The following is a 14,750-nucleotide window of genomic DNA, read 5'->3' as shown; positions in this document are numbered from 1 at the left end:
CTGCGTTGCCGCCCCGCACGGGGGGCCGTTCTCGACCGCTTTATAGCACATGGCGCGGCGGCGTCGATTTTTGCGTCATCTCTTGACGACACCCGCGCACGCGCCAGGGCGCCCAATCATAAGGGCGCGCCTGGCCGTGCGGCAAGCGGGGCGTCTGATCGGGGTCAGATGTTGGGTGCGCTCAGACAGCGCTCAAACGGCGCTCAGGGCGGGGCGCAGCTTGGGCGCGTCGGCCACGCCCGGTAGCGCCCTGAGGTCCGAGAGCATGCGCTCGACCACGGCGGCATGCGGCAGGACCGTGCCGAAAAAGCGCGTGGCGTGGCCGTCTTCGATCAGGATCGTCGGGAAGTTCTCGACGTCGAGATCGTCGAAGCGGTCCGCATGAGTTTCGATGTCGATGTACGCGAAGCAGACATCGGGATGCGCATCGGCGATACGGTCGAACGTGGCCCGGTAGTCGCGGCACGTCCCGCACCACTGCGCGCACAGGCACGCGACGAACAGCGTGTCCTGATTGCTGACGCGCTCTGCGATCTTGTCGGCGTCGGTGTCGAGGTCTAGCGCGGGCATGGTCGTTCCTTGCGTTCTCTTATATATAGAGCGGGGTATTTGGCGCGAATGTATCACGGCGGCGCGCGGGCGGTGATGCTCCCCCAATCCACAGCACGAGCCGGCTCACTTCCCACGACTGGCCCGCACGAACCAGCCGCCGGGCAGGGCGTCGAGGTGCCCCGCGAGTTCGAGTTGCAGCAGCGTGCCTTGCAGCACCGCTTCAGCCATGTCGGTGCGTTGGGCAAGGATTTCAACCGTGGCTGGCGCGTGTCCGAGCGCTTCGAGCAGGCGCCGGGCCTCCGCCCCCAAGCTGGCGGGTGGTTTTCGTGCGCCCGCGCGCGAACGTTCGAGCGGCAGCGGCAGAGTCTCACCCGTGTTGCGCCGTGGGCGATCGAACGGAACCGAGACTTTCTGGCGGCGCGGCTCACGCCGTGACGCGAGCGCGCGCCCGGCACCAGAGGGTTGCCCGATGTTCAGCGCTTCGAGCACTTCCTCGGGCGATTCGACCAGCTGAGCGCCCTGCTTGATGAGCCCGTGGCAGCCGCGCGTGAGCGGCGCGTGGATCGAGCCGGGCAGCGCGAATACGTCGCGCCCCATCTCGTTGGCGAGCCTTGCCGTGATGAGCGAGCCGGAACGTTGCGCGGCCTCGATCACCACTACGCCCTCCACGAGCGCGGCGATCACGCGATTGCGCTGCGGAAAGTTCGCGGAACGCGCCGGCGTGCCGAGCGGCCATTCGGAGACGAGCGCGCCGTGCGAGGCGATCTCCGTGGCGAGCGGATGATGGGCCGGTGGGTAGACGAGATCCGCGCCCGTGCCGATCACGGCGACGGTGCCGCCATGCTCGTGGAGCGCGCCGCGATGCGCGGCGCCGTCCACGCCGTGCGCGAGCCCCGAGACGACCGTGAGACCCGCCGCGGCGAGTGTGCGTGCGAAGCGCGCGGCGTCGTCGATGGCCTGCGGCGTGGCGCTGCGGCTGCCCACCACGGCTACCGCGCGCGCGTGAAGCAGCTCGAGCCGGCCCTTTGCGTAGAGCAGCGGCGGTGGATCGGGCATGTCGAGCAGACGTGGCGGATAGGCCGGATCGGCGAGCGTGACGAGCGCGTTGCCGGGCGTCGCGCACCAGGCCTGCAGCGCTTCTAGCTGTGCTGTGAAATCCGGGCGGGGCCCGGCCAGTGCGGCGTGCGCGGCTTGTGCTCCAGCCACCGCGGCGAGTGCGGCGAACGGTTGAGCCAGCACGTTTTGAGGCAGGCCGAACGCGCCGAGCAGTGCACGCAGCGCAGCGGGCCTCAGGCCAGGCGCGAGGGCGAGGCGCAGCCAGGCGGCCAGTTCCTCGGGAGACAACGGCAAGGTCGTCGGCATTGCGTTCCCCGGGCGCGGACGGTTTGCCGCACCTCGTGATAAAATTTTCACCATCCGAAATACACCGTGGCGTCTTTACCCGTGGCACTGCGCGCACGCCTTCAGGCGCGGCGCACTCGCACGGGCGAGCGCGCGTTCAACGTTGAATTGCGGCCGTTTCGTCCGAATATGCGTGCATATCCTCCGTATCCGGCATGGGACCCGCAAGCTGGCCGAATGGCCAGGCCGCGCATCGTTCCCTGTTCCTGGCTTTTTCAGGCGCCCACCGAGAAACCCGTCAAATCATGGCTCTTCTGAACATTCTTCATTACCCGGACAAGCGTCTGCACAAGGTCGCGAAGCCGGTCGAGGTGGTCAACGACCGCATCCGCAAACTGGTCGCCGACATGGCCGAAACCATGTACGCCGCGCCGGGCGTCGGCCTTGCGGCCACCCAGGTCGACGTGCATGAGCGCGTTGTGGTGATCGACGTGTCCGACGCGCACGACGAGCTGCGCGTGTTCATCAACCCGGAAATCATCTGGTCGAGCGCGGAGCGTGAAGTGCACGAGGAAGGCTGTCTTTCCGTGCCGGGCATCTACGACGAAGTCGAGCGCGCGGAAAAGGTGCGCGTGCGCGCGATGAACGAAAAGGGCGAGACCTACGAGGTGGACTGTGAAGGGCTGCTCGCGGTCTGCATCCAGCACGAAATGGATCACCTGATGGGCAAGGTGTTCGTCGAATACCTTTCGTCGCTCAAGCAAACGCGCATCCGCAGCAAGATGAAGAAGCTCGAACGCGCGATGTAATCGCGATTTGATCGCGTTACGTCGCGCCGTCTCTTTCTTCATCAACCAGCCACGCACCGAGCGCCCATGAGCCACACCCTTCGCGTTATCTTCGCCGGCACGCCGGAATTCGCCGCCGCGGCGCTCGCGGCGATTCACGAAGCGGGCTTTGCCGTGCCGCTCGTCCTCACCCAGCCGGACCGTCCCGCGGGCCGCGGCATGAAGCTCCAGGCAAGCCCGGTCAAGCGCTACGCGCAGGAGCACGGCATCGCCGTCGCCCAGCCGCCGTCGCTGCGCCGCACGGGCAAGTATCCGGAGGAAGCGGCCGCGGCGCTGGATCTGCTGCGCGCCACGCCGCACGACGTGATGGTGGTCGCAGCCTACGGGCTGCTGCTGCCGCAGGAAGTGCTGGACATCCCGCCGCGCGGCTGCATCAACATTCACGGGTCTATCCTGCCGCGCTGGCGCGGCGCCGCGCCGATTCACCGCGCGATCGAAGCCGGCGACGACGAGACCGGCATCACGCTCATGCAGATGGACGCGGGCCTCGACACCGGCCCGATGATCTCCGAGGTGCGCACGCCAATCGCGCCGGGCGACACCACGGCGACGCTGCACGACCGCCTGGCGCAACTCGGCGCGAAGCTGATCGTGGATGGGCTTGCCGCACTCGAGCGAGACGGCGCGCTGTCCAACACGCCGCAGCCGGCAGAGGGCGTGACCTACGCCGAAAAGATCGGCAAGCAGGAGGCGGCGCTCGACTGGCGCCGGCCGGCCGTGGCGCTCGCGCGCCAGATTCGCGCGTTCGATCCGTTCCCGGGCGGCGCCGGCACGCTGGACGGCGCGCAACTGAAGCTATGGGCCGCCGAGCCTGTGGAGCGTTCGGCCAGCGCGAGCGCCGAGCCGGGCGAGATTCTCGATGTGAGCCCGGCGGGCGTGGTGGTGGCGTGCGGCGAGGGCGCGCTGCGCCTCACGCAGCTGCAAAAGCCGGGCGGCAAGCGCCTGCCCGCGCGCGAATTCCTGGCCGGCATGCCGCTCGTGGCGGGCCAGCGGTTCCAGTTGCCCGAGGCCCCTGCGGCCTGAACCCGGTTTCGCGCCGGCGCCTGAAAATGGCCGCCAGGGGCGAATGCCGCGCGGTTACCAGCGCGCTAGAATCAATGGCGTTTGAAGCGCGTTTTTCGATTTTGAGGTTGTCATGTTCGGCATCACCCATTTCGGTTTCTTCCTCGTCGCCGTGTTTCTCCTGAACGTGACGCCGGGGCCCGATACGGCCTATATCGTCGGCCGCAGCGTGGCGCAGGGGCGCGGCGCGGGCCTGGTTTCCGCACTGGGTATCTCGGCGGGCTGCTGCGTGCATACGCTCGCCTGCGCGTTCGGGCTGACGGCGCTGCTCGCGGCGTCGGCCACGGCGTTCACGGTCATCAAGATCGTCGGCGCGATCTATCTCGTGTATCTGGGCGTGCGGCTCGTCCTCACGAAGCACGACGCCAAGCCGGCCGAAGGCGCCGCGCAAGCCGCGCCGGCAGCCGCTGCTGCGCGGCCACTTCGCCAGCTCTTCATTTCGGGTTTCTGCACCAACGTGCTCAACCCGAAGGTGGTGCTGTTCTTCGTTTCGTTCTTCCCGCAGTTCGTGACCGCGGGGAGCGAGCACAAAACCCTCGCTTTCCTGACGCTAGGTGCCGCGTTTGTGCTGATGAGCACGGTTTGGAGCAGCTTCGTTGCGTGGGTGGCGGGCAGCGTCACGCAACGCTTGTCGGGCAAGGCTGGCGTGAAGAAGTGGCTCGACCGCACAGTCGGCTCGGCGTTCGTCGGTCTGGGCCTGAAGCTCGCCACGGCCACGCGCTGAGATTGAATTTTTCGCATCTGCCCATATCTAACAAATCGCTTACAATGCGCTCGCCCGCATATGGCTGACTGGCTGGCGGCGGGCGTTCAACGATCGATTGGATCCCCTGGTGGGTGAAGGAGCACAGCACATGTTCAACTGGGTCAAAACCGCGATGTTGATGGCCGCGATTACGGCCCTTTTCATCGTGATTGGCGGGCTGATCGGCGGGCATCGCGGCATGATGCTGGCGCTGTTCTTCGCGCTCGCCATGAACTTCTTCTCGTACTGGTATTCGGACAAGATGGTTCTGCGCATGTACAACGCGCAGGAAGTCGACGAGGCCACGGCGCCGCAGTTCTATCGCATGGTCCGCGATCTGGCCACGCGTGCGGGCTTGCCGATGCCGCGTGTCTACCTCATCAACGAAGACGCGCCCAACGCCTTCGCCACGGGCCGCAACCCCGAGCACGCGGCGGTCGCGGCGACCACGGGTATCCTGCGCGTGCTGTCCGAGCGTGAAATGCGCGGCGTCATGGCGCACGAACTGGCGCACGTGAAGCACCGCGACATTCTCATCTCGACGATTTCGGCCACCATGGCCGGCGCGATCTCGGCGCTCGCCAACTTTGCGATGATCTTCGGCGGGCGCGACGAAAACGGCCGTCCGGCGAACCCCATCGCGAGCATTGCGGTGGCGCTGCTCGCGCCGATCGCGGGCGCGCTGATCCAGATGGCGATTTCGCGTGCGCGCGAGTTCGAAGCGGACCGTGGCGGCGCCGAAATCTCCGGCGATCCGCAGGCGCTCGCCTCGGCGCTCGACAAGATTCACCGCTATGCGCAGGGCATTCCGTTCCCGGCGGCCGAACAGCATCCGGCCACGGCGCAGATGATGATCATGAATCCGCTTTCGGGCGGCGGCTTGCAGAACCTCTTCAGCACGCACCCGTCCACGGAAGAGCGCATTCGCCGGTTGATGGAGATGGCCGCGGGCGGCAGACGCTAGTGCGCCAGGCAGTCACAAAAAAACGCCTCTTCGGAGGCGTTTTTTTATTCAACCCGTCGCCGCGGCGTCGCCGTCTACGTGTCGCATCTCTGTTCGGGCCGAAACCCGCAGTGTCCGTTGATGCAAGGAAACCACGAAGAACACGAAGTAGACGCCAACGAACCAGGACACATCGAGCGCGTAGTACACATGTCCAAACTTGACGACGATCCACGCGGTGATGAACGCCAACGGTACGGCATAGAAGAACACGCGATCCATCCGGTTATCGCGGGTGCTGCTCTGGAATAGCGAAACGTAGCAGCACGCGAAAAACGGCGCGATGTCGTATTCCTTCATTCTCGGATTCAGCGCGAGACAGAATGCGAGGGCATAGAACAGCCGGCCAGGTATGTTGGCGTTTTCGAGAACCATGAGTCGCCGCCCGCGCAACGGGTTGACCGCGTACACGAATAGCGCGACGACAACCCCTTCGTAGAACAGCACGTCCTCCAGCGTCGACAGCGTGCGGACGTGCTGTTCGAGTATCCCGAACAGCACGAGCCCGGAATCGTTCTGGGCGAGCATCTGCCAGCGCAGCAGGGTTTCGAAGTCGGTCCACAGACGCGGTTCCAGCACGAGCTGTGCGATGGTTGCGAGCGCAACACACAAAGGCACGGCGAAGAAATACCGCATGCCTTTGGGGATAAAAAAGAACACGAGGGCGTACGTGAGGAAGTAGATCTTGATGGAGGCGAAAAGGGCGATGAAAAACGCCAACGCGCAATACTTTGCCGTCGCGCTGCTGCTCGGCTGCGAGGCGTGCTGCGAACTACGCGTCGAAGCGTCCTGAGAAGCCGCATAAAAGAGCGCAATGATCAGCAAGTGAGCGAAGATCGCGAAGTTTCCCGTCAGCATGCCGCCCACGCCTGCGCCACCGGTCAGAAAACCCAGCGCACCCGCCACGATGAAATCCGCGTGCCTGACGCTCCAGGCGAAATAGATCAGCGAAGCGGCAACGAACGCCAGATAGAGCCAGTGAAACGGCATGCGCGCGAAGAGATTCAGGAAGATAGGCGGATAGACGAAGGGAAATCCGTGCGGGATATACGGATTTGCGCCGCGCTTGAACTGGTCCAGCGCGTAGGCATACACCTTGTAGTCCCAGAAAGGCGCGAACAGCTTTCCCCGTCCCTGCTGGTACACGGAAAAGAGCGCAACGAAGGCCAGGAACGCGAAGTCGTGTTTCTTCCCGAGTGGTTTCATGATGGCCGCGACGAAGCTTGAGGAGGCGTTTTCTGTCGCCATCATGGGGCGAGCCGTTAGTCGGCATCCGCCAATATGTATCCAGACGAATTGATCGCCGCCGCCCTGCGCGCGCGGTGCGCCCAACCCGAATCGAACAGGGCTGGCAGTGTTGCGCGCTCGCCACGCTACAATGGCTCGCTTGTGCATCATTGACGCCGCGATTCACTGCGGCCCGCATCCGGTTTCTTCATGACATCCAGCCCATCCCGGCGACCCAGCAAGCCGTCTCACGGCAAAAAGAGTTCCGCATCGTCTGAGCGCCGGCAGGGCGCAACGCCGGCGCGTAGCGACGCCGTGCACCTGGCCCCTGATTCGCTCGGCTTCGCGCTCGACCAGGCTGCACATGCGGTCGGTGCGGTGCGCGCAGGTGCGGCGCTGCCCGCCGCGCTCGCGAGCGCCTTCGCCGCCTTGCCCGCCGACTTCTCGCCGCAGGCTCGCGGCGCCGTGCAGGACATCGCGTATCGCACGATGCGGCGCCTGGGCACGGTCGACTGGCTGATCCGGCAGCGCGTGAGCAAGGCGCCCGCGCCGCACGTCGCGAATCTGCTCGCCTGCGCGCTGGCGTTGCTCGTGGAAGACGAGGCGAGCGCCGCCTACACGCCGTTCACGGTCGTCGATCAGGCCGTGCGCGCCGTGGGCGCGCGCCGCGAGATCGCCTTCGCGAAGGGGCTCGTCAACGCGGTGCTGCGTGGCTTCTTGCGCGAGCGCGACGCGGCGCTTGCCGCCGCCGGGGCCGATGAAACCGCACAGTGGAACTATCCGCGCTGGTGGATCGACGCGGTCCGTGCCGCGTGGCCCACGCAGTGGCAGGCAATTCTCACCGCTGGCAACACGCAAGGCCCGCTCACGCTGCGCGTGAACGCGCGCCGCTCTAGTGCCACCGAATACGTTCAGCGGCTCGCCGCCGAAAACATCGCCGCCACGCAGATCGGCGAACACGCCGTGCGTCTCGCCGCGCCGCTGCCGGTGGATCGCATTCCCGGCTTCATGGCGGGCGACGTGTCCGTGCAGGACGCTGGCGCACAGGTGGCCGCGCAAATCCTCGGCGTGCGCGACGGCATGCGCGTGCTCGACGCGTGCGCGGCGCCTGGCGGCAAGAGCGGCCATCTGCTCGAACTCGCCGACATCGACCTGATCGCGCTGGAGAGCGATGCCACACGCGCTGCACGCATCGGCGAGAATTTCGCGCGCCTTGGCTTCGCGCAAGACGATCCCGCACATCCGGCGCGCCACGCAAGAATCGTGGTCGGCGACGCGGGCAATCCCGCCGCGTGGCACGACGGCGAGCTGTTCGATCGCATCCTCGCCGACGTGCCGTGCTCGGCCTCGGGCATCGTGCGCCGCCATCCGGACATCCGCTGGCTGCGCCGCGAGAGCGACATCGCGGCGCTGGCCGCCGAGCAGCGCCGCATTGTCGATGCGCTGTGGCCGCTCGTGAAGCCGGGCGGCGAACTGCTCTACGTGACCTGCTCGATCTTCCCCGAGGAAGGCGAGGCGCAGGCGCGCTGGTTTGAAAGCACCCATGCGGATGCGGTACGATTGGACGCCCCGGGGCAACTGCTGCCCGAGGCGTTCGGCGCGCCGGCCCGGGGGCCGGGACGCGGCGCAGTCAAAGAGGCACGGCACGATGCCGATGCAAAGTCCGTAGTGACGGCAACCGACTGCCCCGTTCCCGATCGCACCGCAGATCACGACGGATTCTTCTACGCGCGCTTTCAGAAACGGTGACCATCAAACGCTTCTTCCCGCTGCGGTTCGCGGCCCTGATCTGGCTGGTGCTCGCCGTCGTCGGCTTCGTGGCCGCAACGCCGGCGCGCGCCGACTCGATCGCGGTGCAGCGCGCGTCGCTCCAGGCCGACAGCAACGGCTGGAGCCTCGACGCCCGCTTCGACTTCGACCTCAACAGCAGCCTGGAAGACGCGGTCAACAAGGGCATTCCGCTCTACTTCACCACCGACTTCGAGCTCACGCGCGCGCGCTGGTACTGGTTCGACGAACAGCCGGTGAGCGTTTCGCAAAGCATTCGCCTGTCGTTCCAGCCGCTCACGCGCGAGTACCGCGTCTCGAGCGGCGGCCTGCAGCTCGGCTTCTCGTCGCTCGCGGAAGCGCTCGCGGTCATCAAGCACGTCACTTCGTGGCACGTGATCGACCCCAAAGACGTGCATGCGGGCGAAACGTACACGGCCTCGGTGCGCATGCAGCTCGACGTCGCGCTGATGCCCAAGCCGTTCCAGATCGACGCCGTGAACAACCGCGACTGGAACCTCGCTTCCGACTGGAAGCGCTTTAACTTCACGGTGACCGAACGTGCTAAATAAAGTGCGCCGCGCCACCAGCTTCAGCAGCGTCGTCGTCAAGCTGCTCGTTTCCACCGTCGCGTTCACCGCGACGCTGCTGCTCGTCCTGCTCGCCGCGGCGAGCGCGAACACCGAGTTCTTCGACCGCTACTACGGCTGGCTCTACGCGGCCAATATCGTCGTCGCGCTGATCTTCCTGTCGGTGGTCACGGCGCTGATGATCGTGATCGTCGTACGCTTGAGGCGCGGCAAGTTCGGCACGCGCCTGCTGGCCAAGCTCGCGTTCTTCTTCGCGCTCGTGGGCGTGGTGCCGGGCGGCATCATCTATATCGTTTCGTATCAGTTCGTCTCGCGCTCGATCGAGTCCTGGTTCGACGTGAACGTGGAAACCGCGCTCACGGCGGGTCTGAATCTCGGGCGCGGCATGCTCGACGCCTCGCTGTCCGATCTGCAAACCAAGGGCCGTCTGATGGCCGAGCAGATCGCGAGCGGCGACGCCGCGGGCACGACGCTCACGCTGCTGCGCGCGCGCGACCAGTTCGGCGTGCAGGACGCGATGATCGTCGAGCCGGTGCGCAGCATGTCGGGCGCCGCGCCGGAAATGCACGTGGTGGCGCAGGCGTCGAGCAACTTCTCGTCGCTCATGCCCGCCGATATGCCCACGTCGCTCATGATCGATCAGGCGCGCGGGCGCGGCTATGCGGCGATAGAGGGCGAAGTGGACGGCGACCCGCATCAACTTGGCTCGAAGGGCGCGCTGCGCTTGCGCGTCGTTACGCGCATTCCCGATGCGAACACAACGGATCTGCAGCCGGTCGAGCGCTTCCTGCAACTGGAGCAGCCGGTGCCGGCCGCGCTCGCGCGCAACGCCGACGCCGTGCAGCGCGCGTACCGCGAGTATCAGGAGAAGGCGCTCGGCCGCACCGGCCTGCGCAAGATGTATATCGGCACGCTCACGCTCGCGCTCTTTCTCGCCACGTTCGTCGCGATGATGCTGGCGCTCGCGCTCGGCAACCAGCTTGCGCGGCCGCTCTTCCTGCTCGCGCAGGGCACGAAGGAAGTGACCGAGGGCGACTACACACCGAAGCGCGAAATCAAGTCGCGTGACGAACTGGGCTTCCTCACGCAGTCGTTCAACGCGATGACGCGCCAGCTTTCCGAAGCGCGCCAGGCCGTGGAGAAGAACCGCGTCGCGCTCGAGCATTCGAAGGCGTATCTCGAGAGCATTCTCGCGAACCTCACGGCGGGCGTGTTCGTGTTCGACCGGCAGTTCCGCCTCACGACGGCGAACCCCGGCGCGGAGCGCATCTTCCGTCAGCCGTTCCAGACGCAGCTCGGCGTCGCGCTCGACCATATCGGCGCGCTCACCGAGTTCGGCGCGATGGTGCGCAAGGCCTTCGCCGACCAGGAAGCTTCACGCACGGATCGCGAAGGCGACGATCAAGATCGCGGGCACTGGCAGCAGCAGTTCTCCGTGCCGATTCCGGGCGAGACCGATCCGCTCACGCTGCTCGTGCGCGGCGCGCGCCTCGTGTCCGATACGGGCCGTGACGCCGGCGACATGCAAACCTCGGGCTATGTCGTGGTGTTCGACGACATCTCCGACGTGATCTCGGCGCAGCGCTCGGTGGCGTGGGGCGAAGTCGCGCGGCGTCTTGCGCACGAGATCAAGAATCCGCTCACGCCGATCCAGCTCTCGGCCGAACGCCTGCAGATGAAGCTCTCCGACAAGCTCGCGCCAACCGACGCCGAAGTGCTCAAGCGCGGCGCGACCACCATCGTCAATCAGGTCGCGGCGATGAAGCAGATGGTCGACAACTTCCGCGATTACGCGCGCACGCCGCCTGCGGTGCTCGCGAACCTGCAGCTCAATGAACTCGTGAGCGAAGTGCTCACGCTCTACGGTGCGGGAGAAGGCAAGAGCGCGATCAAGGTCGAGCTCTCCGACTTGCCGGTCATACGGGGCGACGCCACGCAGTTGCGCCAGGTGATCCACAACCTGCTGCAAAACGCGCAGGACGCCGTGGCCGACACGCAGAATCCTCACGTGACGCTCGAGACCCGCGCCGTAGAATACGGAGACCCCGACGCGCAAGGCCGCACGCACGTGGCGGTGCGTCTCACGGTTTCGGACAACGGCCCGGGCTTCCCGGCGCGCATCCTCACGCGCGCGTTCGAACCCTATGTGACGACCAAGGCCAAAGGAACAGGACTCGGGCTTGCGATGGTCAAGAAGATCGTCGACGAGCACGGCGCGCGCATCGACATCCGCAATCGAATGAAAGCGGGCGATGCGATCGAAGGCGCGCAGATCTCGATTCTCTTTCTCCAGTTGGCAGACGACATCCCCCCGGATGCCGCCACGCCAGGACCCGGCCGAGCCGTGGCGGGGCAGGCGCGTGCCGACGCGGAGCAGGGATCAAAAGCAACAGTGCAGACAAGGGCAGCGTAAATGGCAACCATCCTGGTGGTAGATGATGAAATGGGCATCCGGGAATTGCTCTCGGAGATCCTCAGCGACGAAGGGCACGTCGTGGAGCTTGCGGAAGATGCGCAGCAGGCGCGCGACTTCCGGCAGCGCCAGGTGCCGGACCTCGTGCTGCTCGATATCTGGATGCCGGACACCGACGGCGTGACGCTGCTCAAGGAATGGGCCGCGCAGGGGCATCTCACGATGCCGGTCATCATGATGTCGGGGCACGCGACGATCGACACGGCGGTCGAGGCGACGAAAATCGGCGCGCTCAACTTCCTCGAAAAGCCGATCGCGCTGCAAAAGCTGTTGAAGGCGGTCGAGCAGGGGCTCGCGCGCGGCACGGCGGCGCCGGTCGCGCCGGCCACGGCGGCGGCGGCGGGGAAATCGGCCGCGGGCGGCCCGGCGGTCGTGGCATCGGCGGCGGCATTGCCGGTGCTGGGCGCCGACGGCGTGCATGGCATGCAAGCGGGCGCGACGGCCACGCAAACGGCTTCGATCTCGTTCGACATTCCGCTGCGCGACGCGCGCGACGCGTTCGAGCGCGCGTACTTCGAGTACCACCTCGCGCGCGAGAACGGCAGCATGACGCGCGTGGCCGAAAAAACGGGGCTTGAGCGCACGCACCTGTACCGCAAGCTCAAGCAGCTCGGCGTGGATCTCGGCAAGAGCAAGGGCGAGTGAGGGTGCGAGCGGCGTGGCCCGGCTAACGAATTTCGCGAAAGCACTTGGCAAACGCGGAATAGGTCGCTATACTCTTCTTTCTTCGTTGGCCCGGTAGCTCAGTTGGTAGAGCAGCGGATTGAAAATCCGCGTGTCGATGGTTCGATTCCGTCCCAGGCCACCAGAATGCAGCCCCAGGAGATCGTTCGATTCCTGGGGCTTTTTCGTTGTGCGCGCGTTGGGTTCATTGTCTTGCGGTTCGAATTCCCGACGTCGACGGTATCCAGGGTATAAGGGTGCGCCAATGCCCGTGCTGGGACCCCGGCCTATACTGCATGAGCCGGCGCGGGGTTGTCCCTGCCGGTCCGCCCGGACGCATCGAGCAACGCAGGCAAGCAGCGCTGGCACGCAACGAACGCATTCGCGCGGAAACCTCATACACGGAGTTTCACGGTGACTCGAACTGAAGCCAAGGGCGCGCTCGTACTGTTTTCCGGCGGCCAGGATTCGGCCACGTGCCTCGCATGGGCGCTCGACCGCTACGAGAGCGTCGAGACGCTCGGCTTCGATTATGGCCAGCGTCATCGCGTCGAACTGGAGTGCCGCGAAGGCTTTCGCGCGGCGATCGCCAGCACGTTCCCCGAGTGGGGCAAGCGTCTCGGCGACGATCACATGATCGATCTTTCGGTGCTCGGCTCGATCAGCGACACGGCCATGACGCGCGAGATCGAGATCGAAACGGCGGCGAGCGGCTTGCCGAACACCTTTGTGCCGGGCCGCAACCTGATGTTCATGCAGATCGCCGCGGCGATCGCTTATCGTCGCGGGCTCAAGGTGCTCGTCGGCGGGATGTGCGAGACGGACTTCTCGGGCTACCCCGACTGCCGCGACGACACCATGAAGGCGCTGCAGGTGACGCTCAATCTCGGCATGGACACGCGCTTCGTGCTGGAAACACCGCTCATGTGGCTCGACAAGGCAGACACGTGGCGGCTCGCCGAAAAGCTGGGTGGCGAAGCGCTGGTGGACATGGTGCGCGTGGAAACGCACACCTGCTACGTGGGCGAGCGCGCCGAGCTTCACCCATGGGGCTTCGGCTGCGGCGAGTGCCCGGCGTGCAAGCTGCGCAAGCGCGGGTATGAAGCGTATCTCGCTGGCGAGAACGTGACGGAAGCACCGGTCTGAGCGTAGGGCTCGGGCCGCGCACGACTTTCGCAGTGAAAATGCTCAGGGCCGCGTACGGGCGGCGCACCCTGCCAGCACGTTGAACACGCGCCCGAGACCAACCGGCTTTGTACGCGCGCTGCGCGCATAAGCCAGAACCAGGCTGCACCATGACTTACGCGGTAAAGGAAATTTTCTACACGTTGCAGGGCGAGGGCGCGAACGCCGGGCGTCCGGCCGTGTTCTGCCGGTTCGCCGGCTGCAATCTCTGGTCGGGCCGCGAGGAGGATCGCGAGGAAGCCGTTTGCCGCTTCTGCGACACCGACTTCGTCGGCACCGATGGCGAGAACGGCGGCAAATTCCGCACGCCTGAAGAACTCGTCGCGAAGATCGCATCGCTGTGGCCCGAAGGCGAAGGCAACCGCTTCGTGGTCTGCACGGGCGGCGAGCCGATGCTGCAGATCGACCCGCCGTTCGTCGACGCGCTGCATGCGGCCGGCTTCGAGATCGCGATCGAAACGAACGGCTCGCTGCCGGTGCTCGACACCATCGACTGGATCTGCGTGAGCCCGAAGGCCGACGCACCGCTCGTCGTCACGAAGGGCAACGAGCTGAAGGTCGTCGTGCCGCAGGAAAACCAGCGCCTCGCCGAGTACGCGAAGCTCGATTTCGAGTATTTTCTCGTGCAGCCCATGGACGGCCCGTCGCGCGACCTGAACACGAAGCTCGCGATCGACTGGTGCAAGCGCCATCCGCAGTGGCGCCTGTCGATGCAGACCCACAAATACCTGAACATTCCCTGATTCACGCGAATTTTTCTGAAGAAGCGCCGTGCTGACGATCACCCGAAAACTCGAATTCGACGCGGGCCACCGCATCCCCGACCACCGCAGCCAGTGCCGTAACCTGCACGGCCATCGCTACGTGCTCGAAATCACGCTGGAAGGCGACCTCGTCGAAACCGAAGGCGCGCCCGACCGCGGCATGGTAATGGACTTCGCCGACGTGAAGTCGCTCGCGAACCAGCATCTCGTCGATCTGTGGGATCACGCGTTCCTCGTCTTCTCGGGCGATACGCAGGTGCGCGGCTTTCTCGAAACGCTGCCGGGCCACAAGACGGTCGTGATCGACCGCATTCCGACCGTGGAGAACCTCGCGGCCATCGCGTTCGATATTCTCGCGAACGTGTACGACGCGCACTACGGCGTGAACCTGCGCCTGCACAAGCTGCGCCTGTACGAAACGCCGAACTGCTGGGCCGAAGTCACGCGCGACTGACGCGCGCCAGTTCCGCCCAAGCCGCCTCACCGGCGGTCTCACCCTCGCTCCGACGACCCGCGCAAGGCGGGTTTTC

At 65.8% G+C, this 14,750-nt stretch carries 14 protein-coding genes and 1 tRNA gene; 12 read left to right on the top strand and 3 right to left on the bottom strand.

The genetic code is table 11. The features are described 5' to 3' along the window. Nucleotides 1-192: 192 nt before the first annotated feature. Both U5A58_RS01595 and dprA read right to left on the bottom strand, forming a co-directional pair. Nucleotides 193-570 carry a thioredoxin family protein gene (locus U5A58_RS01595; RefSeq protein WP_321907297.1) on the bottom strand — a complete coding sequence of 126 codons (378 nt, stop codon included), beginning with the start codon at nt 568-570 and terminating at the stop codon, nt 193-195. Nucleotides 571-675: 105 nt separating this feature from the next. Further along, nucleotides 676-1,914 carry a DNA-processing protein DprA gene (gene dprA, locus U5A58_RS01590; protein WP_321960033.1) on the bottom strand — a complete coding sequence of 413 codons (1,239 nt, stop codon included), beginning with the start codon at nt 1,912-1,914 and terminating at the stop codon, nt 676-678. Nucleotides 1,915-2,198: 284 nt separating this feature from the next. Here dprA and def point away from each other — a divergent pair, with 284 nt between their 5' ends. From def to htpX, 4 genes are all read left to right on the top strand, one after another. Then, nucleotides 2,199-2,702, top strand: coding sequence for a peptide deformylase (def, locus tag U5A58_RS01585; RefSeq protein WP_158756635.1), 504 nt, complete (start codon nt 2,199-2,201; stop codon nt 2,700-2,702). A 66-nt stretch (nt 2,703-2,768) separates the two neighbouring features. After that, entirely contained in the window at nt 2,769-3,764 is a 996-nt protein-coding gene (fmt, locus tag U5A58_RS01580) for a methionyl-tRNA formyltransferase (protein WP_321960032.1), read from the top strand. A gap of 112 nt (nt 3,765-3,876) precedes the next feature. Then, entirely contained in the window at nt 3,877-4,527 is a 651-nt protein-coding gene (locus tag U5A58_RS01575; protein ID WP_321960031.1) for a LysE family translocator, read from the top strand. A 130-nt stretch (nt 4,528-4,657) separates the two neighbouring features. Beyond that, complete coding sequence (gene htpX / locus U5A58_RS01570) at nt 4,658-5,512, top strand: zinc metalloprotease HtpX (protein WP_321960030.1); 855 nt, start codon at nt 4,658-4,660, stop codon at nt 5,510-5,512. A gap of 48 nt (nt 5,513-5,560) precedes the next feature. Here htpX and U5A58_RS01565 read toward each other — a convergent pair whose 3' ends face one another. Beyond that, nucleotides 5,561-6,757: a hypothetical protein gene (locus U5A58_RS01565; RefSeq protein WP_321960029.1), complete on the bottom strand. Its 1,197-nt coding sequence runs from the start codon at nt 6,755-6,757 to the stop codon at nt 5,561-5,563. Between the two features lie 231 nt (nt 6,758-6,988). On the opposite strand from U5A58_RS01565, the gene rsmB reads away from it, so the two are divergent. From rsmB to queD, 8 genes are all read left to right on the top strand, one after another. After that, nucleotides 6,989-8,527, top strand: coding sequence for a 16S rRNA (cytosine(967)-C(5))-methyltransferase RsmB (gene rsmB, locus U5A58_RS01560; protein ID WP_321960028.1), 1,539 nt, complete (start codon nt 6,989-6,991; stop codon nt 8,525-8,527). Beyond that, on the top strand, nt 8,524-9,117 hold the full coding sequence (locus U5A58_RS01555; protein ID WP_321907311.1) for a DUF4390 domain-containing protein: 594 nt from the start codon (nt 8,524-8,526) through the stop codon (nt 9,115-9,117). Before rsmB ends, U5A58_RS01555 begins: the two co-directional genes overlap by 4 nt. Further along, nucleotides 9,107-11,548 (top strand): PAS domain-containing sensor histidine kinase, encoded by a 2,442-nt coding sequence (locus U5A58_RS01550; RefSeq protein ID WP_321960027.1) that lies wholly within the window; start codon nt 9,107-9,109, stop codon nt 11,546-11,548. The genes U5A58_RS01555 and U5A58_RS01550 overlap by 11 nt, the downstream gene beginning before the upstream one ends. Beyond that, nucleotides 11,549-12,253, top strand: a complete 705-nt coding sequence (esaR, locus tag U5A58_RS01545; protein ID WP_321907313.1) for a response regulator transcription factor EsaR — start codon at nt 11,549-11,551, stop codon at nt 12,251-12,253. Nucleotides 12,254-12,340: 87 nt separating this feature from the next. Beyond that, nucleotides 12,341-12,416, top strand: a tRNA-Phe gene (locus U5A58_RS01540). Nucleotides 12,417-12,685: 269 nt separating this feature from the next. Then, nucleotides 12,686-13,417, top strand: coding sequence for a 7-cyano-7-deazaguanine synthase QueC (gene queC, locus U5A58_RS01535; protein ID WP_321934451.1), 732 nt, complete (start codon nt 12,686-12,688; stop codon nt 13,415-13,417). A gap of 149 nt (nt 13,418-13,566) precedes the next feature. Beyond that, entirely contained in the window at nt 13,567-14,199 is a 633-nt protein-coding gene (gene queE, locus U5A58_RS01530) for a 7-carboxy-7-deazaguanine synthase (protein WP_321907317.1), read from the top strand. 31 nt (nt 14,200-14,230) lie between these two features. Continuing rightward, a complete protein-coding gene (gene queD / locus U5A58_RS01525) occupies nt 14,231-14,674 on the top strand; it encodes a 6-carboxytetrahydropterin synthase QueD (RefSeq protein WP_110854557.1) in 444 nt (147 codons plus the stop codon). Nucleotides 14,675-14,750: the final 76 nt, after the last annotated feature.

This window comes from Paraburkholderia sp. J7, assembly GCF_905220155.1.
Taxonomy (GTDB): domain Bacteria; phylum Pseudomonadota; class Gammaproteobacteria; order Burkholderiales; family Burkholderiaceae; genus Paraburkholderia.
This window is presented reverse-complemented; position numbering and strand designations above follow the sequence as displayed.